The organism is Nocardioides sp. DN36, from assembly GCF_055380375.1.
In genome coordinates, this window is sequence record NZ_AP043823.1 from 3,696,484 (window position 1) to 3,721,182 (window position 24,699).

30 protein-coding genes are annotated in these 24,699 nt (G+C 73.0%); 10 read left to right on the plus strand and 20 right to left on the minus strand.

All coding sequences use genetic code 11. The annotated features are described in order from the left end of the window. Positions 1–2: 2 nt before the first annotated feature. Together pcaG and pcaH are read right to left on the minus strand one after the other, a co-directional pair. Positions 3–611, minus strand: coding sequence for a protocatechuate 3,4-dioxygenase subunit alpha (gene pcaG / locus ACZ43H_RS18645; protein ID WP_464585402.1), 609 nt, complete (start codon positions 609–611; stop codon positions 3–5). Further along, on the minus strand, positions 608–1,402 hold the full coding sequence (gene pcaH, locus ACZ43H_RS18650) for a protocatechuate 3,4-dioxygenase subunit beta (protein ID WP_464585404.1): 795 nt from the start codon (positions 1,400–1,402) through the stop codon (positions 608–610). Before pcaH ends, pcaG begins: the two co-directional genes overlap by 4 nt. A 70-nt stretch (positions 1,403–1,472) precedes the next feature. Here pcaH and ACZ43H_RS18655 point away from each other — a divergent pair, with 70 nt between their 5' ends. After that, positions 1,473–2,243, plus strand: coding sequence for an IclR family transcriptional regulator (locus ACZ43H_RS18655; RefSeq protein ID WP_464585405.1), 771 nt, complete (start codon positions 1,473–1,475; stop codon positions 2,241–2,243). An 8-nt stretch (positions 2,244–2,251) separates the two neighbouring features. Here the strand turns inward: ACZ43H_RS18655 and ACZ43H_RS18660 are convergent, their stop codons facing one another. Then, positions 2,252–2,926, minus strand: a complete 675-nt coding sequence (locus ACZ43H_RS18660) for a response regulator (protein WP_464585407.1) — start codon at positions 2,924–2,926, stop codon at positions 2,252–2,254. A gap of 176 nt (positions 2,927–3,102) precedes the next feature. Here ACZ43H_RS18660 and ACZ43H_RS18665 point away from each other — a divergent pair, with 176 nt between their 5' ends. Together ACZ43H_RS18665 and ACZ43H_RS18670 are read left to right on the plus strand one after the other, a co-directional pair. Next, positions 3,103–3,552 carry a response regulator gene (locus ACZ43H_RS18665; RefSeq protein ID WP_464585409.1) on the plus strand — a complete coding sequence of 150 codons (450 nt, stop codon included), beginning with the start codon at positions 3,103–3,105 and terminating at the stop codon, positions 3,550–3,552. Positions 3,553–3,622: 70 nt separating this feature from the next. Then, positions 3,623–4,822, plus strand: a complete 1,200-nt coding sequence (locus tag ACZ43H_RS18670) for a 4-hydroxybenzoate 3-monooxygenase (RefSeq protein ID WP_464585411.1) — start codon at positions 3,623–3,625, stop codon at positions 4,820–4,822. Between the two features lie 22 nt (positions 4,823–4,844). Here ACZ43H_RS18670 and ACZ43H_RS18675 read toward each other — a convergent pair whose 3' ends face one another. Further along, on the minus strand, positions 4,845–5,282 hold the full coding sequence (locus ACZ43H_RS18675) for a PGPGW domain-containing protein (protein WP_464585412.1): 438 nt from the start codon (positions 5,280–5,282) through the stop codon (positions 4,845–4,847). Positions 5,283–5,592: 310 nt separating this feature from the next. Between ACZ43H_RS18675 and ACZ43H_RS18680 the strand changes: the two genes are divergently transcribed. After that, complete coding sequence (locus ACZ43H_RS18680) at positions 5,593–6,219, plus strand: TetR/AcrR family transcriptional regulator (RefSeq protein WP_464585413.1); 627 nt, start codon at positions 5,593–5,595, stop codon at positions 6,217–6,219. A gap of 108 nt (positions 6,220–6,327) precedes the next feature. Here the strand turns inward: ACZ43H_RS18680 and paaI are convergent, their stop codons facing one another. The 8 genes from paaI to paaA all read right to left on the minus strand — a co-directional run bounded on the left by paaI (position 6,328) and on the right by paaA (position 12,375). Beyond that, positions 6,328–6,768 carry a hydroxyphenylacetyl-CoA thioesterase PaaI gene (gene paaI / locus ACZ43H_RS18685; RefSeq protein ID WP_464585415.1) on the minus strand — a complete coding sequence of 147 codons (441 nt, stop codon included), beginning with the start codon at positions 6,766–6,768 and terminating at the stop codon, positions 6,328–6,330. Continuing rightward, entirely contained in the window at positions 6,762–7,610 is an 849-nt protein-coding gene (locus tag ACZ43H_RS18690) for a 3-hydroxyacyl-CoA dehydrogenase family protein (RefSeq protein ID WP_464585417.1), read from the minus strand. Before ACZ43H_RS18690 ends, paaI begins: the two co-directional genes overlap by 7 nt. Further along, positions 7,610–8,356 (minus strand): enoyl-CoA hydratase/isomerase family protein, encoded by a 747-nt coding sequence (locus ACZ43H_RS18695; protein WP_464585418.1) that lies wholly within the window; start codon positions 8,354–8,356, stop codon positions 7,610–7,612. The genes ACZ43H_RS18690 and ACZ43H_RS18695 overlap by 1 nt, the downstream gene beginning before the upstream one ends. Before the next feature lie 68 nt (positions 8,357–8,424). After that, entirely contained in the window at positions 8,425–9,513 is a 1,089-nt protein-coding gene (gene paaE / locus ACZ43H_RS18700) for a 1,2-phenylacetyl-CoA epoxidase subunit PaaE (protein ID WP_464585420.1), read from the minus strand. A 1-nt stretch (position 9,514) separates the two neighbouring features. Continuing rightward, on the minus strand, positions 9,515–10,039 hold the full coding sequence (gene paaD / locus ACZ43H_RS18705; RefSeq protein ID WP_464585421.1) for a 1,2-phenylacetyl-CoA epoxidase subunit PaaD: 525 nt from the start codon (positions 10,037–10,039) through the stop codon (positions 9,515–9,517). Then, positions 10,039–11,007: a 1,2-phenylacetyl-CoA epoxidase subunit PaaC gene (gene paaC / locus ACZ43H_RS18710; protein WP_464585423.1), complete on the minus strand. Its 969-nt coding sequence runs from the start codon at positions 11,005–11,007 to the stop codon at positions 10,039–10,041. The genes paaD and paaC overlap by 1 nt, the downstream gene beginning before the upstream one ends. Before the next feature lie 31 nt (positions 11,008–11,038). Continuing rightward, positions 11,039–11,410, minus strand: coding sequence for a 1,2-phenylacetyl-CoA epoxidase subunit PaaB (gene paaB / locus ACZ43H_RS18715; RefSeq protein WP_464585424.1), 372 nt, complete (start codon positions 11,408–11,410; stop codon positions 11,039–11,041). After that, entirely contained in the window at positions 11,407–12,375 is a 969-nt protein-coding gene (gene paaA, locus ACZ43H_RS18720; protein ID WP_464585426.1) for a 1,2-phenylacetyl-CoA epoxidase subunit PaaA, read from the minus strand. The genes paaB and paaA overlap by 4 nt, the downstream gene beginning before the upstream one ends. A 96-nt stretch (positions 12,376–12,471) precedes the next feature. Here paaA and paaZ point away from each other — a divergent pair, with 96 nt between their 5' ends. Together paaZ and ACZ43H_RS18730 are read left to right on the plus strand one after the other, a co-directional pair. Continuing rightward, positions 12,472–14,514 (plus strand): phenylacetic acid degradation bifunctional protein PaaZ, encoded by a 2,043-nt coding sequence (gene paaZ / locus ACZ43H_RS18725; RefSeq protein WP_464585427.1) that lies wholly within the window; start codon positions 12,472–12,474, stop codon positions 14,512–14,514. Positions 14,515–14,518: 4 nt separating this feature from the next. Further along, positions 14,519–14,839, plus strand: coding sequence for an EthD family reductase (locus ACZ43H_RS18730; protein WP_464585429.1), 321 nt, complete (start codon positions 14,519–14,521; stop codon positions 14,837–14,839). An 87-nt stretch (positions 14,840–14,926) separates the two neighbouring features. Here the strand turns inward: ACZ43H_RS18730 and paaK are convergent, their stop codons facing one another. The 4 genes from paaK to pdhA form a co-directional block, all read right to left on the minus strand. Next, the gene (paaK, locus tag ACZ43H_RS18735) at positions 14,927–16,234 is read right to left on the minus strand and encodes a phenylacetate--CoA ligase PaaK (RefSeq protein ID WP_464585431.1); all 1,308 of its coding nucleotides are present in this window, start codon (positions 16,232–16,234) and stop codon (positions 14,927–14,929) included. 210 nt (positions 16,235–16,444) lie between these two features. Continuing rightward, positions 16,445–17,827 (minus strand): dihydrolipoamide acetyltransferase family protein, encoded by a 1,383-nt coding sequence (locus ACZ43H_RS18740; protein WP_464585433.1) that lies wholly within the window; start codon positions 17,825–17,827, stop codon positions 16,445–16,447. Continuing rightward, complete coding sequence (locus ACZ43H_RS18745; protein WP_464585435.1) at positions 17,827–18,813, minus strand: alpha-ketoacid dehydrogenase subunit beta; 987 nt, start codon at positions 18,811–18,813, stop codon at positions 17,827–17,829. The genes ACZ43H_RS18740 and ACZ43H_RS18745 overlap by 1 nt, the downstream gene beginning before the upstream one ends. After that, positions 18,810–19,907, minus strand: a complete 1,098-nt coding sequence (pdhA, locus tag ACZ43H_RS18750; RefSeq protein WP_464585437.1) for a pyruvate dehydrogenase (acetyl-transferring) E1 component subunit alpha — start codon at positions 19,905–19,907, stop codon at positions 18,810–18,812. Before pdhA ends, ACZ43H_RS18745 begins: the two co-directional genes overlap by 4 nt. A gap of 131 nt (positions 19,908–20,038) precedes the next feature. Here pdhA and ACZ43H_RS18755 point away from each other — a divergent pair, with 131 nt between their 5' ends. Continuing rightward, positions 20,039–20,506 (plus strand): Lrp/AsnC family transcriptional regulator, encoded by a 468-nt coding sequence (locus ACZ43H_RS18755; protein WP_464585438.1) that lies wholly within the window; start codon positions 20,039–20,041, stop codon positions 20,504–20,506. Between the two features lie 18 nt (positions 20,507–20,524). Here the strand turns inward: ACZ43H_RS18755 and ACZ43H_RS18760 are convergent, their stop codons facing one another. From ACZ43H_RS18760 to ACZ43H_RS18770, 3 genes are all read right to left on the minus strand, one after another. Further along, positions 20,525–20,911, minus strand: coding sequence for a hypothetical protein (locus tag ACZ43H_RS18760; protein ID WP_464585440.1), 387 nt, complete (start codon positions 20,909–20,911; stop codon positions 20,525–20,527). Between the two features lie 109 nt (positions 20,912–21,020). After that, the gene (locus ACZ43H_RS18765; protein ID WP_464585441.1) at positions 21,021–21,323 is read right to left on the minus strand and encodes a chorismate mutase; all 303 of its coding nucleotides are present in this window, start codon (positions 21,321–21,323) and stop codon (positions 21,021–21,023) included. A gap of 44 nt (positions 21,324–21,367) precedes the next feature. Continuing rightward, positions 21,368–21,766, minus strand: coding sequence for a hypothetical protein (locus ACZ43H_RS18770; protein WP_464585443.1), 399 nt, complete (start codon positions 21,764–21,766; stop codon positions 21,368–21,370). A 90-nt stretch (positions 21,767–21,856) separates the two neighbouring features. Between ACZ43H_RS18770 and ACZ43H_RS18775 the strand changes: the two genes are divergently transcribed. Further along, positions 21,857–22,318, plus strand: coding sequence for a MarR family transcriptional regulator (locus ACZ43H_RS18775; RefSeq protein WP_464585445.1), 462 nt, complete (start codon positions 21,857–21,859; stop codon positions 22,316–22,318). Between the two features lie 35 nt (positions 22,319–22,353). Here ACZ43H_RS18775 and ACZ43H_RS18780 read toward each other — a convergent pair whose 3' ends face one another. Further along, complete coding sequence (locus tag ACZ43H_RS18780) at positions 22,354–23,790, minus strand: MFS transporter (RefSeq protein WP_464585446.1); 1,437 nt, start codon at positions 23,788–23,790, stop codon at positions 22,354–22,356. A 168-nt stretch (positions 23,791–23,958) separates the two neighbouring features. On the opposite strand from ACZ43H_RS18780, the gene ACZ43H_RS18785 reads away from it, so the two are divergent. Both ACZ43H_RS18785 and ACZ43H_RS18790 read left to right on the plus strand, forming a co-directional pair. Next, positions 23,959–24,423, plus strand: a complete 465-nt coding sequence (locus ACZ43H_RS18785) for a DUF6325 family protein (RefSeq protein WP_464585447.1) — start codon at positions 23,959–23,961, stop codon at positions 24,421–24,423. Between the two features lies 1 nt (position 24,424). Further along, positions 24,425–24,580, plus strand: a complete 156-nt coding sequence (locus ACZ43H_RS18790; RefSeq protein WP_464585449.1) for a hypothetical protein — start codon at positions 24,425–24,427, stop codon at positions 24,578–24,580. Positions 24,581–24,699 lie beyond the last annotated feature (119 nt).

Sequence of the window (24,699 nt, forward strand, 5' to 3'; positions counted from 1 at the left end):
CCTCAGTGTCGCGGACGGGTGAGGAAGACGGTCTCGTCCTCGCCCTGCAGCCGGATGTCGAACACGAACCCGTGCTCGTCCGACCCGACCACGAGGGTGTCCCGGCGGGCGGGGTCGAGCGAGCCGAGCAGCGGGTCGGCCACCAGCGCGGCCTCCCCCTCAGGGGTGTCGCCGGGCAGGTAGGCGCGGGTCTGCAGCCGGTTGAGCAGCCCGCGCGCGAACACGGTCACCGCGAAGTACGCCGCCCGACCGGGCGCCGTCGGGCCGGGGCGCAGCGTCGAGAACGAGTAGCGGCCGGTGTTGTCGGTCCCGCACCGACCCCAGCCGGTGAACGTGAACCCGTCGCGGTGCAGCGACCCGGGCTCACGCACGATCCGCCCGGACGGGTCGGCCTGCCACAGCTCGACCAGGGCGTCCGGCACCGGCTGGCCGGCCCCGTCGAGGACCCGGCCGTGCAGCCGGACCGCCTCGGGCAGGCTGGGCGGCACCAGCGCCGAGTCGCCGTCGTACGGCAGCGCGTAGCCGTAGAACGGGCCGACAGTCTGGCCGGGCGTGGGCGCGAGGTCGCCGGGGACCCTGCCGGTGCTGCCAGGAGGGCTCACGGTGCTCACTGCTCGGTCTCCTCTTCCATGGGGGTGCGGTGGCTGCCGGTGAGCACGATGTCCCAGCGGTAGCCGGTGGCCCACTCGTGCTGCGTCACGTCGTGGTCGTACGCCGCGACCAGCCGGCCGCGGGCGGCGGGGTCGACGATCGCCTGGTAGATCGGGTCGAGCGCGAAGAGCGGGTCGCCCGGGAAGTACATCTGGGTGATCATCCGCTGGGTGAACTCGGTCCCGAACAGCGAGAAGTGGATGTGCGCCGGCCGCCACGCGTTGCGGTGGTTCTTCCACGGGTAGGGCCCGGGCTTGATCGTCGTGAACGCGTAGTTGCCGTCGGCGTCGGTCAGGCAGCGGCCGACCCCGGTGAAGTTCGGGTCGATCGCCGCGGGGTGCTGGTCGCGCTTGTGGATGTAGCGCCCGCCGGCGTTGGCCTGCCAGATCTCCACGAGCTGGTGGCGCACCGGCCGTCCGTCGCCGTCGAGCACGCGACCGGTCACGACCATCCGCTCACCCACGGGCTCGCCGCGGTGCTGGATGGTCAGGTCGGCCTCGAGCGGGTCGACGTCCTGGTGCCCGAAGACCGGCGCCCACAGCTCGATCCCCTCGGGGTCGGCGTGGTGCGGGTCCTTGGTCGGGTGGCGGAGCACGCTGGAGCGGTACGGCGGGTAGTCCAGCCGCGGCTGGGTCTCCTCACCCCCCGGCACGAGGTCGCGCTCGTAGGCCTTGGCGATCTGCTGGATCTCCTCGCTCACCTCGGCCTGCGTCGAGGCGGCCGCGTCGGAGGACGCTCGGTTGTCGTTCACGTCACAGAAGGTACGGCGGCCGCGCGGGCGCCGACGAGACATGGTTTCCGTCCAGTGGAAGACTGGGACGATGGCCGGCAACTCCTCCACCCCGGGCACCACCGTCACGTCGCGGGCACTGGCCCTGCTCGGCGCCTTCGACGAGCAGCACCGCCGGCTGACGCTGACCGAGCTCGCCGAGCGTGCGGGCCTCCCGGTCGCCACCGCGCACCGGCTGGTCGGCGAGCTGGTCGGCTGGGGCGCGCTGGCGCGCACCCCCACCGGGGAGTATGTAGTGGGCCGACGGCTGTGGGACCTCGGGCTGCTCGCGCCGGTGCAGACCGGGCTGCGGCAGCTCGCGTCGCCGTACCTCCACGACCTGTACGCCGCCACGCTCGCCACCGTCCACCTCGCGGTGCGCGACGGGGTCGAGGTGCTCTACCTCGACCGGCTGGCCGGGCGGGCGTCGGTGCCGGTGGTGAGCACCATCGGCTCGCGGCTGCCGATGCACTCCACGGGCGTCGGCAAGGTGCTGCTCGCGCACGCCCCACCGGAGGTGCAGGCGGAGGCGCTGACCCGGCTGGTCCGGATCACGCCGTACACCGTGACCCAGCCGGGGCTGCTGCGCCGGCAGCTCGCCCGGGTCGTGCGCGAGGGCTACGCGACCACGGTCGAGGAGATGAGCCTGGGCGCCTGCTCGGTCGCGGTCCCGGTGCGCCGCGGACCCGACGTCGTGGCCGCGCTCGGGCTGGTCGTCCCCGGCCTGAAGAAGGACCGCCCCCGACTGGTCGCGGCGCTCCAGGTGGCCGCGCAGAGCATCGGCCGCCAGCTCACCTCGGGACTGCCGCCGGGCGGGGCCTGAGCCGACCGTCAGCGGTCCGGCAGCAGCCCCTCGCGGACCGCGATAGAGAGCGCCTCCAGCTTGGAGTGCGCGCCGAGCTTGGCGGAGAGGTTGGCGATGTGGTTGCGCACGGTGTGCACGCTCACGACCAGCCGCTGGGCGATCGCGGCGTTGGTCAGCCCGTCGGCGACCAGCGCGAGCACCTCGCGCTCCCGCTCGGTCAGCTCCTCGTGACGGGGCCGTCCACCGCGCTGGATGCGGGGCAGCAGCCGGGCCAGCATCTCCGGCGAGATCACCGCCTCCCCGGTCGCGGCGGCCCGGACCGCGGAGGTCACCTCGGCCAGGCTGCGGGTCTTGGACAGGAAGCCCGAGGCACCCGCCTCGATGGCGGAGACGAGCACGTGGTCGGCGGCGCTCGCGGTCAGCACCACGACGCTCATGCTCGGCCGCAGCTGCCGCAGCTCCCCGATCGCGTCGACGCCGTCACCGTCGGGCAGCCGGTGGTCGAGCAGCACCACGTCGGGCGCCGCGGTGCGGATCAGGCTCCGGGCCCGCTCCAGCGTCGGCGCGACGCCCACGCTGACCAGGTCGGGCTCCTGGTCGAGCACCGACGCCAGGCTGGTGGCGAGCACGTCGTGGTCGTCGACGACGAGCACCCTGATGGGCTGCTCGACCGTCTGCTCGAGATCCGCCTGGGCGGTCATCGCTGCCCCCGCCACCGCGTCATGAGTCCGTCCACGTGCTCCCCCGGCGTCTCCGCGGCCGCTGCTGCGACCGCGTCGTAGTACCAACGTACTAGAACAGGTGGTGCCTGCACGGCGTCTCGCACGACCGGGTCCGGGCGCAAGATGGGAGGACCCCTGAGACAGGAGGCGTCCGGATGCCCGCAATCCGCGTGGTCGTCGCCGACGACGACGCCGACTTCCGCGGCGCCCTCGCGGAGGTGCTCGAGGCGGACCGCCGCTTCCGCGTGGTGGGCACGGCCGCCTGCGGGGACGAGGCGATCGCGCTCGCCCGCGAGCTGCATCCCGACGTCGTGCTGCTCGATGTCCGCATGCCCGGCGGGGGGCCCGAGGCGGCCCGCAGCCTGACGACCGGCGTTGCGCCGTACCCCACCGTCGTCGCGGTGTCCGCCCAGACCGGGGCCAGCGGCGTCATCGACATGCTGCGCGCCGGCGCGGTGGGCTACCTCGCGAAGGGGCGCCTCGGCGCCCAGCTCCCCGACCTGGTGGCGCGGGCGGCCGGCGGCGAGGTCGTGCTCGCCGTGCCGGGCGCGGTCGAGGCGCTGCGGCAGCTGCTGCCCGACCCCCAGCCCTGCGACGTCCCCTGACCCTGCGGGGCTTCCGCCCAGCGGAAGTCCTCGCTGGCGGCGTCCGGCGTGACCGGCTTCACTCGGCCCCATGAGCTCCCCTGCACACGACGACCTGCGCACCCGGGTCGCGATCATCGGCGCCGGCCCCGCCGGCATGCTGCTGGCCCACCTGCTCGCGAGCGACGGCGTGGACTCCGTCCTGGTCGAGTCGCGCTCGCAGGAGTACGTCGCCGGCCGGATCCGCGCGGGCATCCTCGAGCAGTCGACCGTGGACCTGCTGCGCTCGGCGGGGCTGGCCGACCGGCTGGGCCGGGAGGGGCACGAGCACCGCGGGATCTACCTCCAGTGGCCGCACGAGCGGCACCACCTCGACTTCGTCGACCTGACCGGTCGCTCGGTGTACGTCTACGGCCAGACCGAGGTGCAGAAGGACCTCGTGGCCGCGCGCACGGCCGCCGGCCAGCAGGTGCACTACGAGGTCTCCGACACCGCGCTGCACGACCTCGGCACCGACCGCCCGTCGGTGACGTTCACCGACGCCGAGGGCCGCCCCCGCCGGATCACCGCCGACGTGGTGGTCGGGTGCGACGGGTCGTTCGGCCCGAGCCGGGGCGCCGTGCCGGACGGCGTACGACGCACCTGGGAGAAGACCTACCCGTACTCCTGGCTCGGGATCCTCGCCGACGTCGCTCCGTCCACCGACGAGCTCATCTACGCCTGGCACCCCGACGGCTTCGCGATGCACTCGATGCGGTCCGCGACGGTCTCGCGGCTCTACCTCCAGGTGCCGAACGGCACCGACGCCCAGAGCTGGTCCGACGACCGGATCTGGGAGGCCCTCGCGACCCGGCTCGGGCACGGCCAGGACGGGTGGGAGCTGACGCCGGGGCCGGTCACCGAGAAGAGCGTCCTGCCGATGCGGTCCTACGTGCAGACCCCCATGCGGCACGGGCGGCTCTTCCTGGCCGGCGACGCCGCCCACATCGTGCCGCCGACCGGCGCCAAGGGGCTCAACCTCGCGGTCGCCGACGTCGGCCTGCTCGCGCCGGCGCTGGTCGACCTGCTGCTCAAGGGCGACCCCCGCCGGGCCGAGGAGTACTCCGACACCGCGCTGCGGCGGGTCTGGCGGTGCACCCACTTCTCGTGGTGGATGACCACGATGCTGCACACTAGCGGCGACCCGTTCGACGAGCAGCTGCAGCTCTCGCAGCTGCGCTGGGTCACCTCCAGCGAGGCCGGGGCGACCGGGCTGGCGGAGAACTACGCGGGGCTGCCGATCGGGTTCTGACCCGTCACGCGCGCGGCAGCGATCAGGCGTTGGCCGGCTCCTGGTCGTGGAAGCGGCGGTAGCTGTAGACGATCATGCCGATCGCGAACAGCCCCGAGGCGACCTGGGTGACCCCGGTCCCCCAGCCGCCCACGAGCCACCACTGCTCGTCGATCGGCCACCAGGACGGGGCCGGCGGGTGCCAGATCCACAGAGCGCCCGCGACGATGATCGCGACCGCGATCAGGGTCGAGAACACGATCCGGGGCCAGGTCTCGACGCTCTCCTCGGCCGCCTTGAGCGCCTTCTTCTTCACCGGCTCGACGCGCTTCTCGGCCCAGTCGTACTGCTGGGAGAGCAGGACCAGGCCCGCGAAGATCCCGAGCAGCCCGGGGCCGGGCAGCACCAGCGCGGCGACACCCGCGACGACCAGCACCCAGCCGACGGTTTCCAGCACGACCCGACGGGCGGCACTCTTCATGGGAGCAGCCTGACAGATGGCTGGTCACCCGGCGACCTCTTTGCGGTGCGGAGGGCCCGGCCCGGCGGTTTCCGCTGACGGGGGTTCGCGGAAGGGCGCCGGGCCGGGCGTCTCTCAGCCGGCCGTTCCCGCGACGTGCGGTGCAGGGGGTCACTGCACGTCCCAGTGCCGGCCGGCACGCGCCCATTCTCGACAGCGACGGCGCTGGGGCGCCTGCGTCGAGGGAGGGGTCTGGACTGGCACCGACGTACTAGGCGCCCGTGACCCCGCCGGCGGCGTCGACGCACGCGGCCTGTGGCATCCTTCGGCCATGACCGAGCCGGCGAGCGGGGTGTCGAGCGAGCCGGGCGGGCCCCGGCGCGGCCGCCCCGGCCACGACCAGGAGACGGTGCTCCGGCGCGCCGTCGAGCTGTTCAACCGCCGCGGGTACGACGGCACCAGCATGGGCGACCTGGCACGCGAGCTCGGGTTCACCAAGTCGGCGATCTACCACCACGTGCCCAGCAAGTCCCACCTGCTCGAGCAGGCCCTCGACGAGGCGCTGGACGGGCTGACCGCGGTCATCGCCGCCGCCGAGGAGAACGGCTCCGCCAGCGCCTACGAGCGGCTGCGCCAGGTGGTGCGGCAGAGCGTCGAGGTGCTCGTCGCCCACCAGCCCGCGGTCACCCTGCTGCTGCGGGTGCGCGGCAACAGCGACGTCGAGCTGGCCGCGCTGCGTCGTCGCCGCGAGATCGACGCCCGCCTGGCCGCCCTGGTGCGGGCCGCGATCGACGAGGGCTCGCTGCGCGACGACGTGGCCCCCGACCTGGTCAGCCGGCTGCTGTTCGGCATGGTGAACTCGCTGGTCGAGTGGTACCGCCCCGGCGGCCCCGTCGACGCCGAGGCCGTCTCCGCCGCCATCACGACGATCGCGTTCGACGGCCTGCATGCGGACTGAGCCAGCTGCAGGAGTCACCGGCTGACCGGCGAAACTGTTGCTTGTCGGCCGAAACTTCGGCCGACAAGCGCAGGAGTCACCGGCCAGCCGGTGACTCCTGCAATCAAATCAGGCCCCGATCGAGCGCCCCAGCGACCGGCTCCGGCCACGGAACTCGGCGACCACGGTGCCGTCACCGCGGCGCACGGTCACGTCGTACAGCCCCGAGCGGCCGCGGAGGGCGCGCTCCTCGGCGGTGGCCTCGAGCACGTCGCCCAGCCGCCCGGACTCGAGGAAGGTCACGTCGAACCCGGCGGCCACGGTGACCTGGCCCCGCGAGTTGCAGGCGACCGCGAACGCGCTGTCGGCGAGCGAGGCGATCAGCCCGCCGTGGCAGACGTCCCAGCCGTTGACCATGTCCTCGCGGACGGTCATCGTCACGACCGCGCGGCCGGGCGCGACCGAGACCAGCTCCATGCCGAGCCCCCGCGACGCGGCGTCGTTGTCCCACATCACCTTCGCGCTGTGCTCCGCGAGCTGCTGGGCGGCCGCCTCGTCGGGGCTCACCACGTGTAGAACCCCTCGCCGGTCTTGCGCCCGAGCTTGCCGGCGGCGACCAGGTCGCGCAGCAGCTGCGGCGGCTCGAAGCGGGGACCGAGCTCGCGGGCGAGGTGCTCGGCGATCGCGAGGCGTACGTCGAGGCCCACGAGGTCGGTGGTGCGCAGCGGGCCGACAGGGTGGCGGTAGCCGAGCGTCATCGCGGTGTCGATGTCGGCGGCCGACGCGACCCCCTCCTCGAGCATCCGCATCGCCTCCAGCGCGATCGCGACGCCGAGCCGGCTGCTGGCGAAGCCCGGGGAGTCGGTGACGGTGATCGCGGTCTTGCCGAGGTCGGCCACCCAGCCCTGGGCCCGGGTGACGAGCCCGGCGGCGGTCCGGGCGCCGACCACGATCTCGACCAGGTCGCTGGCCGGCACCGGGTTGAAGAAGTGCAGCCCCACGAAGCGCTCGGGCGCGGCCAGCCCGGCGGCGAGGTCGGAGACCGACAGCGAGCTGGTGTTGGTGGCGAGCACGGCGTCGGGCGCGGTCGCCTCGACGGTCGCGAGCACCCGGGCCTTGAGCGCCGGGTCCTCGGGCACGGCCTCCACGACCAGGCCGGCGTCGGCCAGGTCGGCCGCGGCCGTGGTCACCGAGAGCCGCTCGAGGTGGTCGGCGAGCGGGCCGTCGAGCTTCCCGCGCTCCTCGGCCCGGGTCAGGCTCGAGGTCACCCGGTCGCGGGCCGCGCCGGCGGCCGCGTCGTCGTTCTCGACCACGGTCACGACGCAGCCGGCGGTCAGGAACGCGTGCGCGATCCCGGCCCCCATCCGGCCGCCGCCGTAGACGCCGACGACCTCGGGCAGGCTGGTGCTCATCAGTTCTCCTTCGACTTCTTGCGCTCCAGGAACGCCGTCATCCGCTGCTGCTTGTCCTCGGTCTCGAAGAGCACGGCCTGGGCCACGTCGTCGATGAGCGGGTGCGCCTCGCGGGGCGCGTGGAAGACGGACTTGGTGAGGCGTACGGCGAGCGGCGCCTGCCGTGTGATCCGGTCGGCGAGCCGGTGGCCGGCCGCGAGCAGCTCGTCGGGCTCGACGACCTCGGTGAGCAGGTGCACGCCCAGCGCCTCGCTGGCGTCGAGGACCCGGCCGGCGAGCAGGATCTCCTTGGCGACCGGCTCACCCACCAGCTCCGCGAGCCGCCAGGACGCGCCGGCCGCGGCGAGGATCCCCAGCCCGGGCTCGGGATTGCCGATCCTGGTGCGCGTGGTGCCGATCCGGAAGTCACAGGCGTAGGCCAGCTCGGCCCCGCCGCCGAGGGCGTGGCCGTCGAGCAGGCCGATCACGGGCATCGGCAGTCGGCGTACCCGGTCGAAGACCGTCGAGTTGATCCCGCGCAGGGCGTCGTCGCGGCGGCGCTCCCGCAGCTGGGCGATGTCCGCGCCGGCCGCGAACGTGCCGCCCTCGCCGACCAGCAGCGCGACCCGGGGCCGCTCCTCGAGCAGCGCGCAGGCCTCGTGCAGCTCGGCGACCATCTGCCGGTCGATGGCGTTGCGGACCTCGGGGCGGTTCAGCCGCAGGACGACCCGGTCCTCGGCCTCCTCGACGACGACGGCGCTGCTCATGGGTCTCCCTCGGAAACGTTGGGTGGTACGACGCGGGGCGGGGCTGCGGGGCGGGGCGGGGCCGCGGGTCAGGCGTCGAAGTCGACGGTGACGCAGTCGCTGACCGGGTAGCTCTGGCAGGTCAGGACGAAGCCCGCTTCGACCTCGGCCTCCTCGAGCGCGTAGTTGCGGCGCATGTCGACCTCGCCGTCACGCACCAGCGCCCGGCAGGTGCCGCAGACGCCGCCCTTGCAGGCGAACGGCAGGTCGGAGCGGGCCGCCTGCGCGGCGTCGAGGATCGTCTGGTCGCGCGGCATGGGCGACGTCGCCGAGAGCCCGTCGAGGACGACGGTCACGTCGCTGGTCTCGCCGCTGACGACCGGGCCGGCCCGGTGCAGCTCCGGCGGCGGCTCGTCGACGTAGAACAGCTCGAAGTGCACGCGCTCGGCGGGCACCCCCAGCTCCTCGAGCACGGCCCGGGCGTCGTTGATCATCGCGAAGGGGCCGCACAGCCACACGTGGTCCATCGACCCGACCGGGACGAGCACCGAGAGCAGCCGACGCAGCCGGTCGGCGTCGAGCCGGCCGGAGAACAGCTCGACCTCCCGCGGCTCGCGGGACAGCACGTGCACCATCGAGAACCGCGGTCCGTAGCGGTTCTTCAGGTCGCCGAGCTCCTCGGCGAACATCACCGAGCCGCTGGTGCGGTTGCCGTAGAGCAGCGTCACCTCGGCCTCGGGGTGGCCCAGGACGGTGCTCGCGATCGAGAGCATCGGCGTGATGCCCGAGCCGGCGGCGATGCACAGGTGGCGTCCGCCGGTGGCCGGGTCGGCCCGGAAGCTGCCGGTGGGCGTCTGCACCTCGATCTCGGTGCCGGGCGTCACCTCGTGGACCAGCCAGCGGGAGAACAGCCCGTCGGGGATCTCGCGCACCCCGATCCGCGGCCGGGCGCCCGCCGGGGCGCAGATGGAGTAGGAGCGTCGGTGCTCCTGGCCGTCGATGGTGCGGCGCAGGGTCAGCGACTGGCCGGCCTCGAAGGCGAACGCCTCGGCCAGCTCCTCGGGCACGTCGAAGGTGACGGCGACCGCGTCGTCGGTCAGCCGCTCGACCGCAGCGACGGTCAGGGTGTGGAACACCGGCGTCGTCCGGCTGCTCACGCGCTGGGCGGTCACGGTCACGTCAGATCTCCTTCACGTGCTCGAACGGCTCGAGGCAGTCGGTGCACCGGTAGAGCGCCTTGCAGGCGGTGGGGCCGAACTCCGAGGTCAGCTCGACCGCGTCGGACCCGCACCGCGGGCAGCCGACCGCCCGACGGGTCGGGAGCAGGTTGAGCGCGACCGGGCCGTCGGTCCGGGGGGCCGGCCCGGGCGCGGAGAGACCGGCGTCGGTCAGCGCGCGGCGACCCCGCTCGGTGATCCAGTCGCTGGACCAGGCCGGCGAGAGCTCGACCTTGACCCGGACCTCGTCGAACCCGGCGTCGGTGAGCCGGTGCACCAGGTCGTCGCGCATGGTGGCCATGGCCGGGCAGCCGGAGTAGGTCGGCGTGATCGCCACGACGACCTCGCCCGCTCCGGTCACGTCGACCTCGCGCAGCACGCCGAGGTCCTCGAGCGTCAGCATCGGCATCTCGGGGTCGGTGACGGTGCACGCGACGGCGTACGCGCGCTCGCGCAGCGCCGCCCGGTCCACCGTGACCACCGGCATCACCACTGCCCCCTCGGGTGGGCGCGGGCGACCACCTGCATCTCGGCGAGCAGCCGGCTGAGCGCCTCGGTGTGCAGGCCGTCGCGGCCGGTGCGGCCCGAGACCCCGGCCAGCGGGGCCTTGTCGGGGCGGGCGACCCCGCTCATCGCGAGGACCTGCTCCAGCACGACGTCGACCTCGTCGGCGACCGTCGAGGGGTCCACCCCGACGCCGGCCGCGGCGACCGACTCCTCGAGCGGGTGCGCGGTGAGCAGCTCGGCGTACAGCGGCCAGACCTGCTCGAGCGCGGCCAGCAGCCGGCGCCGCGACTCGTCGGTGCCCTGGGCGAGGGTGACGAACCAGCGGCCCGCGTAGTCGCGGTGGTAGGCCAGCTCCTTGACGCCCTTGGCCGCCACGGCGGCGAGCACGGTGTCGCGGCTCGCGACGAGCCGCTCGAGCACGGCAAGCCTGGTGCAGGAGAGCAGCAGCAGCCGCACGATCGTGTGCGCGAAGTCGCCGTTCGACACCTCGGCCAGCCGCACGTTGCGGAACGCCTCGGCGTCACGGAAGAACGCCAGTGCGTCCTCCGGCGGGACCGGGGAGCCCTCGGGCAGGACGGGTACGACGGACGGGTCGGCCGCCGCCGCGCGCGCAAGCAGCAGCCGGGCCTGACCGAGCAGGTCGAGCGCGACGTTGGCCAGCGCGATGTCCTCCTCGAGGTCGGGGGCGTTGCTGCACCACTCCGAGAGCCGGTGGGAGGAGATCAGGGCGTCGTCGGCGAGCATCAGGCAGTACACCGCCAGCTCAGCCCCGTCGACGCCCTCGGGGATCGAGGTGTCGACGCCGGCCAGCGGGTCCTCGAAGTCGGTGCCGAAGGCCCACTGCGAGGAGTCGCTGCCGAGCAGGCCGTCGAAGATGCTGCCGTGGGCGTCGTTCGGGTCCGGCGCGGGGTGCGACGGCGCGTGGGCAGGGTCGTGGGTGTCAGTCATCTGAGTCCTTGGTGGTCGAGCCTGTCGAGACTCACATGTGGGGGACGTTGTCGGGGATCGAGTAGAACGTCGGGTGCCGGTAGACCTTGTCGCCGCTCGGCGCGAACAGCGGGTCCTTCTCGTCCGGGCTGGACGCGGTGATCGCGTCCGAGCGCACCACCCAGATGCTCACGCCCTCGTTGCGGCGGGTGTAGACGTCGCGGGCGTGCCGGACGGCCATCTCGTCGTCGGCGGCGTGCAGCGACCCCACGTGGACGTGGTTGAGGCCGCGCTTCCCGCGCACGAACACCTCGTAGAGCGGCCACTCGGCGCTGGTCCGGCCGTGGTCCTCCGTGGAGGTCGGCACGCCGGACAGGGGCACGGCGCCGTGGCCGCCCTCGGCGGTGAAGTCCTTCTCGGTCATCGGGTCGTCTCCTGCTGCTCGTCGCGGGCCTCGGCGGTCTTGCGGGCGAAGGCGGTGGCGGCCTCCCTGACCCAGGCGCCGTCCTCGTGGGCCCTGCGGCGGTGGGCGATGCGCTGGGCGTTGCAGGGCCCGTTGCCCTTCACGACCTGCATGAACTCGTCCCAGTCGGGCTGGCCGAAGTCGTGCGCCTGGCGCTCCTCGTTCCACACCAGCTCGGGGTCCGGGAGGGTGACGCCGAGCGCCTCGGCCTGCGGCACCGTCATGTCCACGAAGCGCTGGCGCAGGTCGTCGTTGGTGTTGCGCTTGATGCCCCAGGCCATGGACTGGGCGGTGTTGGGCGACTCGGCGTCCGGGGGTCCGAACATCATCAGCGCCGGCCACCAGAAGCGGTTGACCGACTCCTGGACCATCGCGCGCTGCTCGTCGGTGCCGCGCATCATCGTCATCAGGAGCTCGTAGCCCTGCCGCTGGTGGAAGGACTCCTCCTTGCAGATGCGGATCATCGCGCGGCCGTAGGGGCCGAAGGAGGTGCGACACAGCGGCACCTGGTTGCAGATCGCGGCGCCGTCGACCAGCCAGCCGATGGTGCCGACGTCGGCGTACGACAGCGTGGGGTAGTTGAAGATCGAGGAGTACTTCTGGCGCCCCTCGATGAGCATCTCGGTGAGCTCGGCGCGGGAGGTGCCGAGCGTCTCGCAGGCGGAGTAGAGGTAGAGCCCGTGGCCCGCCTCGTCCTGGACCTTCGCGAGCAGGATCGCCTTGCGGCGCAGCGACGGCGCGCGGGTGATCCAGTTGCCCTCGGGCTGCATGCCGATGATCTCGGAGTGGGCGTGCTGGGCGATCTGGCGCACCAGCGTCTTGCGGTAGCCCTCCGGCATCCAGTCACGGGGCTCGATCCGGTCGTTGCGCGCGATGGTCGCGTCAAAGCCGGCCTGCAGCTCCGGCTCGTCGTACGTCGTCGTCATGGCGTCTCCGGTGGGCTCACGTCGAGTATTTACTGACCGAACGGTCTGTAATACTGTGGCACGGCCGACCACCGCCGCGCAAGGGAGAGACCGCCGATGAGTGCACTGCTGGAGAGCTACGCCGCCGGACGGTGGTTCCGCGCCGACGACGAGGGCGCGCCGCTGCTCGACGCCGCCACCGGCGAGGAGGTCGCCCGGATCTCCAGCAAGGGGCTCGACCTCGGTGAGATGACGGCGTACGCCCGCCGCGTCGGCGGGCCGGCGATCCGCGAGCTGACCTTCCACCAGCGCGCCGCGCTGCTCAAGGAGGTCGCCGCGCACCTCAACGAGGACAAGGACGAGCTCTACGCGCTGTCCTACCGCACCGGCGCGACCAAGAGGGACTCCTTCGTCGACATCGACGGCGGCATCGGCACCATGTTCTCGGTCTCGAGCAAGGGCCGGCGCGAGCTGCCCAACGACACCGTCGTCCTCGACGGCGGGCTCGAGCAGCTCGGCCGCGGCGGCACCTTCGTGGGCCAGCACGTCTACACCTCGCGCCCCGGTGTCGCGGTGCAGATCAACGCCTTCAACTTCCCGGTGTGGGGCATGCTCGAGAAGCTCGCCCCGGCGTTCCTGGCCGGGCTGCCGAGCATCGTCAAGCCGGCCAGCCAGACGGCGTACCTCACCGAGCGCGTCGTCCGCCGGATCATCGAGTCCGGCATCCTCCCCGAGGGCTCGCTGCAGCTGCTCGCGGGCAGCGCCGGCACCCTCCTCGACGAGCTGCAGGTGCAGGACTCGGTGGCCTTCACCGGCTCCGCGCACACCGCCGGGATGCTGCGCACCCACACCAACGTCCTGCACGGCGGCGTGCAGCTCGGCGTCGAGGCCGACTCGCTGAACTGCTCGGTCCTCGGCCCCGACGTGACCACCGACGACCCGGAGTTCGACCTCTTCGTCAAGGGGGTCGTCACCGAGATGACCGTCAAGGCCGGCCAGAAGTGCACCGCGATCCGCCGGGTCATCGTGCCGGACGCGATCGCCGGCGACGTGGTCGAGGCGATCTCCGCGCGGCTGGCGTCCACCACGATCGGCAACCCGGCCGACGAGTCGGTCCGGATGGGCGCGCTGGCCAGCCTTGAGCAGCGCGAGGAGGTGCGCAAGGCGATCCAGGCGCTGCGCAGCTCCGCCGAGATCGTGTACGGCGACCCCGACCGGGTGGACGTCGTCGACGCCGATGCCGAGCGCGGGGCCTTCCTCTCGCCGGTGCTGCTGCGTGCGCAGAAGGGCGCGGTCGAGCCGCACGACGTCGAACCGTTCGGCCCGGTCAGCACGGTCCTCTCCTACTCCTCGCTCGACGAGGCGATCGAGCTCGCGGCCCGCGGCAAGGGCAGCCTCGTCGGCTCGGTCGTCACCCACGACCGCGACGTGGCGCGCTCCGTCGTCCTCGGGCTCGCGCCGTGGCACGGCCGGATCCTGGTCCTCGACCGCGACGACGCCAAGGAGTCCACCGGCCACGGCTCCCCGCTGCCGGTGCTCGTGCACGGCGGCCCGGGTCGGGCCGGCGGCGGCGAGGAGCTCGGCGGCATCCGCGGCGTGCTCCACCACATGCAGCGCACCGCCCTCCAGGGCTCCCCCGACATGCTCACCGCGATCACCGGGCGCTGGACGACCGGCTCGGAGCGCCGGGTCGAGGACGTGCACCCGTTCCGCAAGAGCCTCGCCGAGCTGCGGATCGGCGACACGATCGCCTCCGCGCCGCGCACCGTGACGCTGGCCGACATCGAGCACTTCGCGGAGTTCACCGGCGACACGTTCTACGCGCACACCGACCGCGAGGCGGCGGAGAGGAACCCGCTCTTCGGCGGCATCGTCGCCCACGGCTACCTCGTCGTCTCCCTCGCGGCCGGCCTCTTCGTCGACCCCGACCCGGGCCCGGTGCTGGCCAACTTCGGCGTCGACAACCTGCGGTTCCTCACCCCCGTGAAGGCCGACGACACGATCGCGGTCACGCTGACCGTCAAGCAGATCACGCCCCGCACCAACGCGGAGTACGGCGAGGTCCGCTGGGACGCTGTCGTCACGAACGCCGAGGGCGAGGTCGCCGCGACCTACGACGTGCTCACGCTGGTCGCCAAGACCTGGCCGCAGGAGGACTGACCCCGTGCACCGCATCACCATCCAGTACGCCGCGCCCGCGGACGACGCCGGCTTCGACGCGCACTACCGCGACGTGCACGTGCCGCTGGCGTCGACGCTGCCCGGGCTGCGCCGGTTCTCGCTGAGCCACCCACGGGTGCTCGGGCGCGGCGACGCGCCGTACCTCGTCGCCGAGCTGTGGTTCGACGACGCCGACGCGATGAAGGCGGCGCTGAAGTCGCCCGAGATGGCCGCGACCGGTGCCGACGCCGAGCAGATGCGCGAGACCTTCGGCGTCCCGGCGGTGACGATGTTCACCGGTACAGTCGAGGAGTCCCCGGCCTGAGCCGAGCCCGGCTCCGCGCGGACGTCATGCGGTTCGAGGGCTAGGACCCTCATTTCGCATGACGTCCCGGTCCGGCTGGGGCAGCCCCTAGCGCTTCGGGCGCTCGTCCACGATCCGGCGCATCTTGCCGACGGACCGCTCGATGCCCGCGGGCGCGACGACGTCGACGGCCACGCTCACACCGATGGTGCTCTTGACCATGTGCCGCAGCTGCTGGCCGGCGGCGCGGGCCACGTCGGGGGCGACCCCCTCGCGCGACTCCACCCGCACGGTCATCTCGTCGAGGGTGCCGGAGCGCGAGAGCACGCACTGGAAGTGCGGCGAGAGGTCGGTGATCTGGAGCAGCAGCTCCTCGATCTGGGTCGGGAAGAGGTTCACGCCGCGCAGGATGATCATGTCGTCGGTGCGGCCGGTGATCTTCTCCATCCGCCGCATCGTCCGGGCCGTGCCGGGCAGCAGCCGGGTCAGGTCGCGGGTGCGGTAGCGGATCACCGGCATCGCCTGCTTGGTCAGCGAGGTGAAGACCAGCTCGCCCTCCTCGCCGTCGGGCAGCACCTCGCCGGTCACCGGGTCGATGATCTCGGGGTAGAAGTGGTCCTCCCAGACGTGCAGGCCGTCCTTGGTCTCCACGCACTCCTGCGCGACACCCGGCCCCATCACCTCGGACAGCCCGTAGACGTCGACCGCGTCGATGCCGAGCACGTCCTCCATCTCCCGGCGCATCTCGTTGGTCCACGGCTCGGCGCCGAAGATCCCGATCTGCAGGGAGGTCGAGCGCGGGTCGACGCCCTGGCGGCGCATCTCGTCGACGATCGCGAGCATGTACGACGGCGTCACCATGATGATCCGCGGCTCGAAGTCGACGATCAGCCGGACCTGCCGCTCGGTCATCCCGCCCGAGACCGGCACCACCGTGCAGCCGAGCTTCTCCGCGCCCGCGTGCGCGCCGAGGCCGCCGGTGAACAGCCCGTAGCCGTAGGCGTTGTGCAGAATGTCGCCCGGCCGGCCACCGGCGGCGCGGATCGAGCGCGCCATCACGGTCGCCCAGGTGTCGAGGTCCTCGGCGGTGTAGCCGACGACGGTCGGCTGGCCCGTCGTACCGGATGAGGCGTGCACGCGCGAGACCTGCTCGCGCGGCACCGCGAACATCCCGAACGGGTAGTTCGCGCGCAGGTCGGCCTTCGAGGTGAACGGCAGCTTGGCCAGGTCGGCCAGCTCGCGGACGTCGTCGGGGTGCACGCCCGCCTCGTCGAACGCGGCGCGGTAGTGGGGCACGTTGTCGTAGGCGTGCCGGACCGTCCAGCGCAGGCGCTCGAGCTGCAGTGCCCGCAGCTCGTCGACCGAGGCGGTCTCGATCGGCTCCAGCTCACCCATCCCCGACGTTGACCCGGCCATGGCAACCCTCACTCCGCATCTTTACTGACCTTTCGGTCAGTAAAGCAGACGTGTGACGGGCGGCACCAGACCGGGTCCGCCGTCCGGACGCCCAAGGACGTCATCCGAACCGGCCGCCGGGACGACGAGGACGTACGACGTCCCACCGGACGTCATCCGAACCGGCCGCCCGCGCAACCAGGACGTACGACGTCCCGCGGGACTGGAGCGTCAGAGCCGGGCGATCGCCGAGGCCGGGTTCTCGATCGCGTCGGCCACGCTGCGCATGAAGCCCGCGGCGGTGCCGCCGTCGCAGACCCGGTGGTCGAAGACGAAGGACATCTGGGTGATCTTGCGGACGCACAGCTCGCCGTCCACGACCCACGGCCGGTCGATGATCCGGCCGAAGCCCAGGATCGCCACCTGCGGGTGGTTGATGATCGCCGCACTGCCGTCGACGTTGAAGCTGCCGTAGTTGTTGAGCGTGAACGTGCCGGCGGTCAGCTCCTCGGTGGTCGCCCGCCCCTCGCGGGCTCGGCCGGTGAGGTCCCGGATCGCCTCGTCGAGGCGTGCGGTGGTCATCCGCTCGGCGCCGAGGACGGCGGGTACGACGAGCCCCCGCTCGGTCTGCACCGCGAGCCCGAGGTTGATGGCGTCGAGCTGGACGATCTCCTGGCGCTCGACGTCGAGGCGGGCGTTGAGCACCGGGTGCTCGCGCAGCGCGGCCACCACGAACCGGGCGATGTAGGACATCAGGCCGGGGCCCCCCGAGGTCGCGGTGCGGGCGCTCTCGCGCAGCTCCCACAGCGCGGTCGCGTCCACGTCGACCCACACCGTCGCCTCGGGGATCTCCGCGCGGCTGCGGGAGAGCGCCTCGGACACGGTGCGCCGGAAGCCGTTGAGCGGGATTCGGCGCTCACCGTCGACGGCGACGGCGGCCGCAGGGGTGGCCGGCGCGGCCGGCGCGCCCGAAGACGGCGAACCGGACTGAGCAGCCGGAGCGGCCACCGGCTCCGGTCGCGCGATGGCGCCCTCGACGTCGGCCCGGACGATCAGGCCGGCGAGGCCGGTGCCCTCGAGCGTGCGCAGGTCGACGCCGTTCTCGTGCGCGAGCCGGCGCACCAGCGGCGAGATCACCCGCGGCACCCGGGCGGTGGTCGCGGCCGTCGAGATCGACGTCGAGGCGACCGCGGGCAGCGCCGGCGCCGCCAGGCGGGGGCGCCGCCGTCGCCCGGAGCCGGACCCGGCCGCGGTGCCGTACCCGATCAGCACGTTGCCCGACCCGGCCTTCTCCTCCTCGCGGTGGGCCTCCCCCTCGACCGCCCCAGCGTCACCCGACGATGGGGTCTCCACCACCGGGGAGTCCGCGGCGACCGTGATGAGCGGCTTGCCGACGTCGAGGGTCTGCCCCTCGCCGGCGTGCAGGGTGGCGACCCGGCCGGCGTACGGCGAGGGCACCTCGACGATCGACTTCGCGGTCTCGACCTCGACGACGGCCTGGTCGACGGCGACCACGTCACCCTCGGCGACCAGCCAGCGCACGATCTCGGCCTCGGTCAGCCCCTCGCCCAGGTCGGGGAGGAGGAAGGTCTGCCCAGAGATGTGCTCGCTCATCAGGACCACTCCCACTGCAGGTCGTCGACGGCGTCGAGGACCCGGTCCACGCTGGGCAGCTGGAAGTGCTCGAGCTTCGGCGGCGGGAACGGGATGTCGAACCCGGTGACCCGACGGACCGGCGCGGCCAGCGAGTGGAAGCAGCGCTCGGTGACCCGGGCGACGATCTCCGAGGACACCGAGGCGAACCCGGTGGCCTCGGCGACGACGACCGCACGGCCGGTCGAGCGGACCGCCGCGCAGACGGTCTCGTCGTCGAAGGGCACGATCGAGCGCAGGTCCACGACCTGCAGCGACCGCCCCTCGGTCGCGGCGACCTCGGCCGCCTCGAGCGCGACCGGCACCGACGGGCCGTGGGCGATCAGGGTGGCGTCGGTGCCCTCGCGCACGACGCGGGCCGTCCCGATGCCCGGCACCGGGGCCGACAGGTCGACCTCCTCCTTGCTCCAGTAGAGCTTCTTGGGCTCGAGGAAGACGACCGGGTCGGGCGAGGCGATCGCCTCGCGCAGCAGGCCGTAGGCGTCGGCGGCGTTCGCCGGCGCGACGACGTGCAGGCCCGGCGTGTGGGCGTAGTAGGACTCCGAGGAGTCGCAGTGGTGCTCGACCCCGCCGATGCCACCGGCGTACGGCACCCGGATCACCATCGGCACGGTGACCTTGCCGCGGGTGCGGTTCCGCATCTTCGCGACGTGGCTGACGATCTGCTCGAAAGCCGGGTAGGCGAACGCGTCGAACTGCATCTCGACGACCGGGCGCATGCCGTTCATCGCCAGCCCGACCGCGAGACCGACGATGCCGGACTCGGCCAGCGGGGTGTCGAAGCAGCGGTCGTCACCGAACTCCGCGGTCAGGCCGTCGGTGATCCGGAAGACCCCGCCGAGCGCGCCGACGTCCTCACCGAACATCAGCACGGTCGGGTCCTCGGCCATGGCGTCGCGCAGGGCCCGGTTGAGCGCCTGCGCCATGGTCAGCTTCTCGTGGGTCATCGCGAGGCCTCCCGGCTCAGCTCGTCACGGACGATCGCAGCCTGCTCGCGCAGCTGCGGCGTCGGCTCGGCGTACACGTGCCGGAACAGGTCGTCCGGGTCCGGCTCGACGTCGCGGTTGAGGCCCTCCCGGGTGTGCGCGGCGAGCCGCTCGGCCTCCTCGGCGTACGCCGCGGCGGCGGCGTCGTCGAGCAGGCCCCGGTCGCGCAGGTGCGCCTCGAGCCGGGTGATCGGGTCGCGCTCGACCCAGGCGGCGACCTCGGCGTCCTGGCGATAGCGCGTGGCGTCGTCGGCGTTGGTGTGCGCCTGCATCCGGTAGGTGTGCGCCTCGACCAGCTGCGGCCCCTCGCCGGCCCGCGCCCGGGCGACGGCCGTGCCCAGCACCGACAGCAGCGCGGCGGCGTCGTTGCCGTCGACGCGCTCGCCGGGCACGCCGTACCCCACGCCCTTGTGCGCGAGGGACGGCGCGACGGACTGGCGCGCGAGCGGCACCGAGATGGCGTACTCGTTGTTCTGCACGAAGAACACCACCGGGGCCTTGAACACCGCCGCGAAGTTCAGCGCCTCGTGGAAGTCGCCCTCGCTGGTCGCGCCGTCACCGCACATCGCCATCACCACGGTGTCCTCGCCCTTGAGCCGGGCGGCGTGCGCGACGCCGACGGCGTGCAGCAGCTGGGTGGCCAGCGGCGTCGCCTGCGGGGCGACCTTGTGCTCGTAGGGGTCGTAGCCGGAGTGCCAGTCGCCCTTGAGCAGCACCAGCACCTCGACCGGGTCGACACCGCGCGCCACGGACGCGACCGTGTCGCGGTAGGTCGGGAACAGCCAGTCGGACTCGGCCAGCACCTGCGCGGCCACGACCTGGCAGGCCTCCTGGCCGTGGGACGACGGGTAGACCGCGAGCCGGCCCTGGCGCACCAGCGCGTAGGCCTGGTCGTTGAGGCGACGCCCCGCCACCAGGGCTGCATAGGCCCGGACCAGCGCCTCGTCGGAGGGCATCTCGTACGCCGCGTCCGGCCGCTCGACCCGACGCCCCTGCGGGTCGAGGAGCATCACGGGCTCGGGTGCCGGGAGGAGGAGATCCGGGTCACGTGTCATGGCACGATGGTCGTGGAGTTGCCATTCGCGTGCCACTCGGGCGGACAATCCGAGAAGATGGCGTCCCGATCGCCACCTTCGGGAGCCGAACGTCCAGACACCGACCCGCCGAGGCAGGGAGACCGAGACACGTGGCCACGGCCCTCGACGCCACCGACCGCCGCATCCTCGCCGAGCTGCACGCCGACGGCAGGATGTCGATGCGCACCCTCGCCGAGCGGCTGCACATCTCGCGCGCGAACGCCTACGCGCGCGTCGAGAGGCTGCGCGAGTCCGGGGTGATCCGCGGCTTCCGCGCGGAGATCGACCCGGTCGCCAGTGGTCTCGGCACGTCGGCGTACGTCACCCTCAACGTGCAGCAGGCCGACTGGCGCGCGGTCCGCGAGTCGCTGCGGGCGCTGCCCGGGATCGCGCACATCGGCCTGGTGGGCGGCGAGTTCGACGTCATCCTGCTGGTCCGGGCCCGCGACAACGCCGACCTGCGCCGCCTCGTCCTCGACGAGATCCAGGGCATGCCCGGAGTCGTGAACACCCGCACCCTGCTGGTCTTCGAGGAGCCCGAGCCGCTGGGCCGCACCGGGCTCCTCCCCGAGGCCTGACGCGGACGCCGACCTGAGTCAGAGGCTGACCCGGCCCACGCAGACCTCGCCGCTGGCGGGGTTGACGGCGCGGAACCTGAAGGAGTCCGTCCCGGCGTCGTCCGACGTCCGTCGGCTCACCTCGAAGGAGCCGCTCGGCGCCCTGGTCGTGGACGTGCCCCGGGCGACGACGTCGCCGTCGTGGCGCAGCACCCAGCGCCAGGTCTGGCCGTTGCGGTTGCTGTCGATCTCCGACTCGACCTCGATCCGGCCGTCGTCGGGCTTGGCCTTCATCTTCCAGTCCGTGCTGCCCGTGCACGAGCCGCGGCGTACGACGTCGTCCGAGGCGTGGGCGGTGCCCGCGCCGATGACCGGCAGCGCGGTGGCGATCAGCACGGCGGCGGCGAGTCCGGTGGTCTTCTTCATGGCTGGCTCCTCTGGTCCGGCCCGGCCGGGCGGCCGGGCGATGACCCGAGGGTGGCGAGCCGGGGTGTGGCGCTCATGAGCCGACGGTGAGAGCCCTCTCACGCAGTCGTCAGGCGCCCTCGGACTGCTTGATCCGCTCGTGGTTGCGGATGACCTCGCTGATCACCAGGGTCAGGAACTTCTCCGCGAAGTGCGGGTCGAGCCCGGAGTCGTGGGCGAGCGTGCGCAGCCGCTCGATCTGGAACGCCTCGCGGGCCGGGTCGGCCGGCGGCATCTCGGCGCGGGCCTTGAGCCGCCCCACCTCCTGGGTGCACTTGAACCGCTCGGCGAGCAGGTGCACCAGCGCCGCGTCGAGGTTGTCGATGCTGGCGCGCAGGCGCTGCAGCTCCGCGGCCGCGTCCTCGTTCGTCACGAGGTCGATCCAAGCACGACGCAGCGCGGCCGGCAGGCCACGTCTCAGAGGTGGTCGGGGACGATCAGCGCGTCCGGATCGCTGCGCGGGGGCACGCTCGCGAGCGCGGCCTGCACCAGCGCGACCCGGGCCTTGACGACCACGGCCCGCTTGAGCCGACCGACGTCGTCGCCCACCTGCTCCTCGACCGCGGCGGTCACCTGCTCGTCGGTGAAGGTGGGCCGGGTCCCGGTCTCCACCTCGATGTCGGGCAGCGCCACGAGGACCGGAAGCACCTGGCTGCCGAGCGAGTCGAGCAGCACGTAGCGCTGGTAGCGGTCCATCTCGTCCCAGACGGCGTCGATGTCCTGCTTGCCGCGGCGCACGTCCTTGATCTGCGCGGCGAGGACCGTCTTCGCGGCGCCGGTCAGGGCGGCCGTCATCTCGTGCTCGGTGAATCGCATGGGTCCAGCATGCCGCCCGGCGCGCTGGGTAGAGTCGGCGGACCGACAGCCACCGGGCTGTCACCCGGTCCGCGGCAGGGAGGTGCGTCGATGACCGTCGGGGACGACGGCCTCGTCGAGGAGTCGCGGCTGCGGGCGATGGGTGGCGAGCTGATGCGCCTGAGCCGGCGCCGCGCCACGTCGTACCCCGGCTCGCTGCTCGAGGACTCGGCGTTCCGGATCCTGCTGCTCCTCGTCGAGGAGGGGCCCAGGTCGCAGCGCGAGCTCGCCGCCGAGCTCGGTCTCGAGCGCTCCACGGTCAGCCGCCAGGTGACGGCGGCGATCGGGCACGGCCTGCTCGAGCGGTACGCCGAGCCGGGGCGCCCGACGCGCCTGCTCAGGCCGACCGAGGTCGGGCGCGAGTCCTACCTGCACGACGGGCGGCTGCGTGCGGTGCCCCTCAGCGACGCGATCCTCGAGCTCGGGGCGGAGCGCGCCGAGGCGCTCTTCGTCGAGCTGCGCGCCTTCAACGACGCGCTCGACCGGGCACACGAGCGGGCCCGCGGCGAGTAGTCCCCCGGGCCCGCTGGTGTGCCGGGCCGACGGCGTCAGCGCGCCGCGGCGCTCTCCGGCTCCGCCTGGGCCACGGCCGCGGCCTGCCGGCGCGGGATGGTCGAGGCGATGGCCACGCCGACGAAGGCCGCGATCGCGCCGACCACGAAGCAGAGCTGGAAGGCGCCCTTGGTGGGCACCTCGAAGCCGCCGAGCGAGCTGGTGTTGCTGGTCAGCAGGGTGGCCATGACGGCCGCCGCCAGCGTCGTGCCGACCGAGCGCATCAATGCGTTGAGCCCGACCGCCGAGGCGGCCTCGCGCATCGGCACGGCGTCCAGGATCAGGGTCGGCATCGCGGCGTACCCGATGCCGACACCCGCAGACGCGACGCAGGACGCCACCAACAGCTGCCAGGGAGCGTCCATGAGGGCGAAGGCCACCAGGTAGCCGAGCCCGAGCACGGTGGCGCCGACCATCAGCGTCACCTTGGCGCCGAGCCGGCCGATCAGGCTGCTGGACACCGGGGCGAACACCATCATCATCAGGCCCGCGGGCGCCATCCAGAGCCCGGCGGCGAGGATCGACTGGCCGAGGCCGTAGCCGGTGGCCTCGGGCATCTGCAGCAGCTGGGGTACGACGATCGACTGCGCCATCATCCCGAAGCCGATGGCCACGGCGGCGACGTTCGTCAGCAGCACCGGCAGCTGGGCCGTGGTGCGCAGGTCGACCAGCGGGTCGGCCTGGCGCAGCTCGAAGGCGCCCCAGAGGACCAGCACCACGACCCCGGCGACGATGGCGCCCAGGGTGCGGGCGTCGCCCCAGCCCCAGGTGGTGGCCTTCGAGACACCGACCAGGAACGACACCAGCCCGACCGCGAGACCGATGCCCCCGACGACGTCGAGGCGGCCCGGCTGGGCGTCGTGGACGTGCGGGACGGCCACCCAGGTGGCCACGACCATCACCGCGGCCAGCCCGCTGGCGACCCAGAACAGGCCGTGCCAGTCGCCGGTGTCGGCGATCCACGCCGAGAGCGGCAGCCCGATCGCGCCGCCGACGCCGAGGGTGGCGCTCATCGCGGCCACGGCCGTCGAGGTGAGGTGGGGTGGCGTGATCTCCCGCATCAGCGAGATGCCGACGGGGATGAAGCCCATCGCCATGCCCTGCAGCGCCCGGCCCGCCAGCATCGGCACCAGCGAGTCCGACAGCGCGCAGACCACCGAGCCGACCAGCAGGATCGCGGCGCTGGTCATCAGGACCGGCTGCTTGCCGACGAGGTCGGCGACGCGGCCCGCGATCGGCATGGACACGGCGGCGGCGAGCAGGGTCACGGTGATGACCCACGCGGCGTTCGACGCCGAGGTGCCCAGCAGCTGCGGGAGCTCGGTCTGGATGGGGATGACGAGGGTCTGCGTGAGGGCGGCGCTCAGGCCACCGAGGCAGAGGACGGCGACGGCGAGGACCGGGCTGGCCGCCGGGCGTGGGGATGCGGACACGGGCACTCCTTGTTTCGAATGAAGTGCATCGTACATCTGCTTGTTATAGGCAACCAACTTCCGCGGCTGCGCGCCCCTCTCATCCACGACGGGTGATGTCACCGGTGAGGCACGCGACGAGGGTGGAAGGGCCCTGAATCCTCCGAACAAGACAGGTGAGGTCGATCGATGACTGAGACAGTGGACCAGCAGGCCATGGACCAGCTGGGCCCCGTGGACTGGCTGGTCGTGGAGTTCCCCGGCCCCGACTTCGGGCGGGGCCAGGTCGCGCCCCACCTCCGGGACCTCGTGGACCGTGGCCTGGTGCGAGTGCTCGACCTGGTGTTCCTGAGGAAGGACGAGGACGGCACGCTCGAGCTGGGGGAGATCTCCGAGCTCGACGAGTCGGAGCTCGGGGAGATGCGCGCCGCCGAGGCCGACCTCGCGATGGTGCTCTCCGAGCAGGACGTCAGCGACCTCGCGGAGACCATCGACCCGGGCACGTCGGCCGTCGTGCTGGTGTGGGAGAACGTGTGGGCCGCGCCCTTCGGCTCGGCGATGCGACACGCCGGTGGGCAGCTGGTCGCCAGCGGGCGCATCCCCACGCAGGCCGTCCTGGCCGCGATCGAGTCCGACACGATGGAAGGGATCTGACATGCCACTCTCGAACCGACGCAGGCGCAGGACCGTGGCCGCCGTCGGCGGCGCGGCCGTCGTCGCCCACGGGGTCGACCGGCGGCACGACCGTCGCGAGGACCGTCGCGACGACCGCGGTGACCGGCGCGAGGACCGGCGGGACCGCCGCCGCTAGAACGCCGCTCCTGCTCCCGCGCACGTCCCGAGGCGGCGGGGCCAACGCCTCTGCGGCGAGCAGGTGAACGGGAGGTTCGGTGCTTGCTTGCTCGCCCCGGGGTCGCACGGTGCTGACCT

Excerpts from the sequence above, each read along its gene's own strand:
- ACZ43H_RS18675 (WP_464585412.1), bottom strand. The coding sequence starts at position 5,282 with ATGAAGAGTGCCGCCCGTCGGGTCGTGCTGGAAACCGTCGGCTGGGTG.
- ACZ43H_RS18655 (WP_464585405.1), top strand. The coding sequence starts at position 1,473 with ATGGCCGGCAACTCCTCCACCCCGGGCACCACCGTCACGTCGCGGGCA.
- paaK (WP_464585431.1), bottom strand. The coding sequence starts at position 16,234 with ATGGCCGGGTCAACGTCGGGGATGGGTGAGCTGGAGCCGATCGAGACC.
- ACZ43H_RS18760 (WP_464585440.1), bottom strand. The coding sequence starts at position 20,911 with ATGAAGAAGACCACCGGACTCGCCGCCGCCGTGCTGATCGCCACCGCG.
- paaC (WP_464585423.1), bottom strand. The coding sequence starts at position 11,007 with ATGACTGACACCCACGACCCTGCCCACGCGCCGTCGCACCCCGCGCCG.
- paaA (WP_464585426.1), bottom strand. The coding sequence starts at position 12,375 with ATGACGACGACGTACGACGAGCCGGAGCTGCAGGCCGGCTTTGACGCG.
- pdhA (WP_464585437.1), bottom strand. The coding sequence starts at position 19,907 with ATGACACGTGACCCGGATCTCCTCCTCCCGGCACCCGAGCCCGTGATG.
- ACZ43H_RS18660 (WP_464585407.1), bottom strand. The coding sequence starts at position 2,926 with ATGACCGCCCAGGCGGATCTCGAGCAGACGGTCGAGCAGCCCATCAGG.
- ACZ43H_RS18670 (WP_464585411.1), top strand. The coding sequence starts at position 3,623 with ATGAGCTCCCCTGCACACGACGACCTGCGCACCCGGGTCGCGATCATC.
- ACZ43H_RS18745 (WP_464585435.1), bottom strand. The coding sequence starts at position 18,813 with ATGACCCACGAGAAGCTGACCATGGCGCAGGCGCTCAACCGGGCCCTG.
- paaB (WP_464585424.1), bottom strand. The coding sequence starts at position 11,410 with ATGACCGAGAAGGACTTCACCGCCGAGGGCGGCCACGGCGCCGTGCCC.
- ACZ43H_RS18680 (WP_464585413.1), top strand. The coding sequence starts at position 5,593 with ATGACCGAGCCGGCGAGCGGGGTGTCGAGCGAGCCGGGCGGGCCCCGG.
- ACZ43H_RS18665 (WP_464585409.1), top strand. The coding sequence starts at position 3,103 with ATGCCCGCAATCCGCGTGGTCGTCGCCGACGACGACGCCGACTTCCGC.
- ACZ43H_RS18695 (WP_464585418.1), bottom strand. The coding sequence starts at position 8,356 with ATGAGCAGCGCCGTCGTCGTCGAGGAGGCCGAGGACCGGGTCGTCCTG.
- ACZ43H_RS18775 (WP_464585445.1), top strand. The coding sequence starts at position 21,857 with ATGACCGTCGGGGACGACGGCCTCGTCGAGGAGTCGCGGCTGCGGGCG.
- ACZ43H_RS18690 (WP_464585417.1), bottom strand. The coding sequence starts at position 7,610 with ATGAGCACCAGCCTGCCCGAGGTCGTCGGCGTCTACGGCGGCGGCCGG.
- ACZ43H_RS18790 (WP_464585449.1), top strand. The coding sequence starts at position 24,425 with ATGCCACTCTCGAACCGACGCAGGCGCAGGACCGTGGCCGCCGTCGGC.
- ACZ43H_RS18785 (WP_464585447.1), top strand. The coding sequence starts at position 23,959 with ATGACTGAGACAGTGGACCAGCAGGCCATGGACCAGCTGGGCCCCGTG.
- paaZ (WP_464585427.1), top strand. The coding sequence starts at position 12,472 with ATGAGTGCACTGCTGGAGAGCTACGCCGCCGGACGGTGGTTCCGCGCC.
- ACZ43H_RS18770 (WP_464585443.1), bottom strand. The coding sequence starts at position 21,766 with ATGCGATTCACCGAGCACGAGATGACGGCCGCCCTGACCGGCGCCGCG.
- ACZ43H_RS18740 (WP_464585433.1), bottom strand. The coding sequence starts at position 17,827 with ATGAGCGAGCACATCTCTGGGCAGACCTTCCTCCTCCCCGACCTGGGC.
- paaD (WP_464585421.1), bottom strand. The coding sequence starts at position 10,039 with ATGCCGGTGGTCACGGTGGACCGGGCGGCGCTGCGCGAGCGCGCGTAC.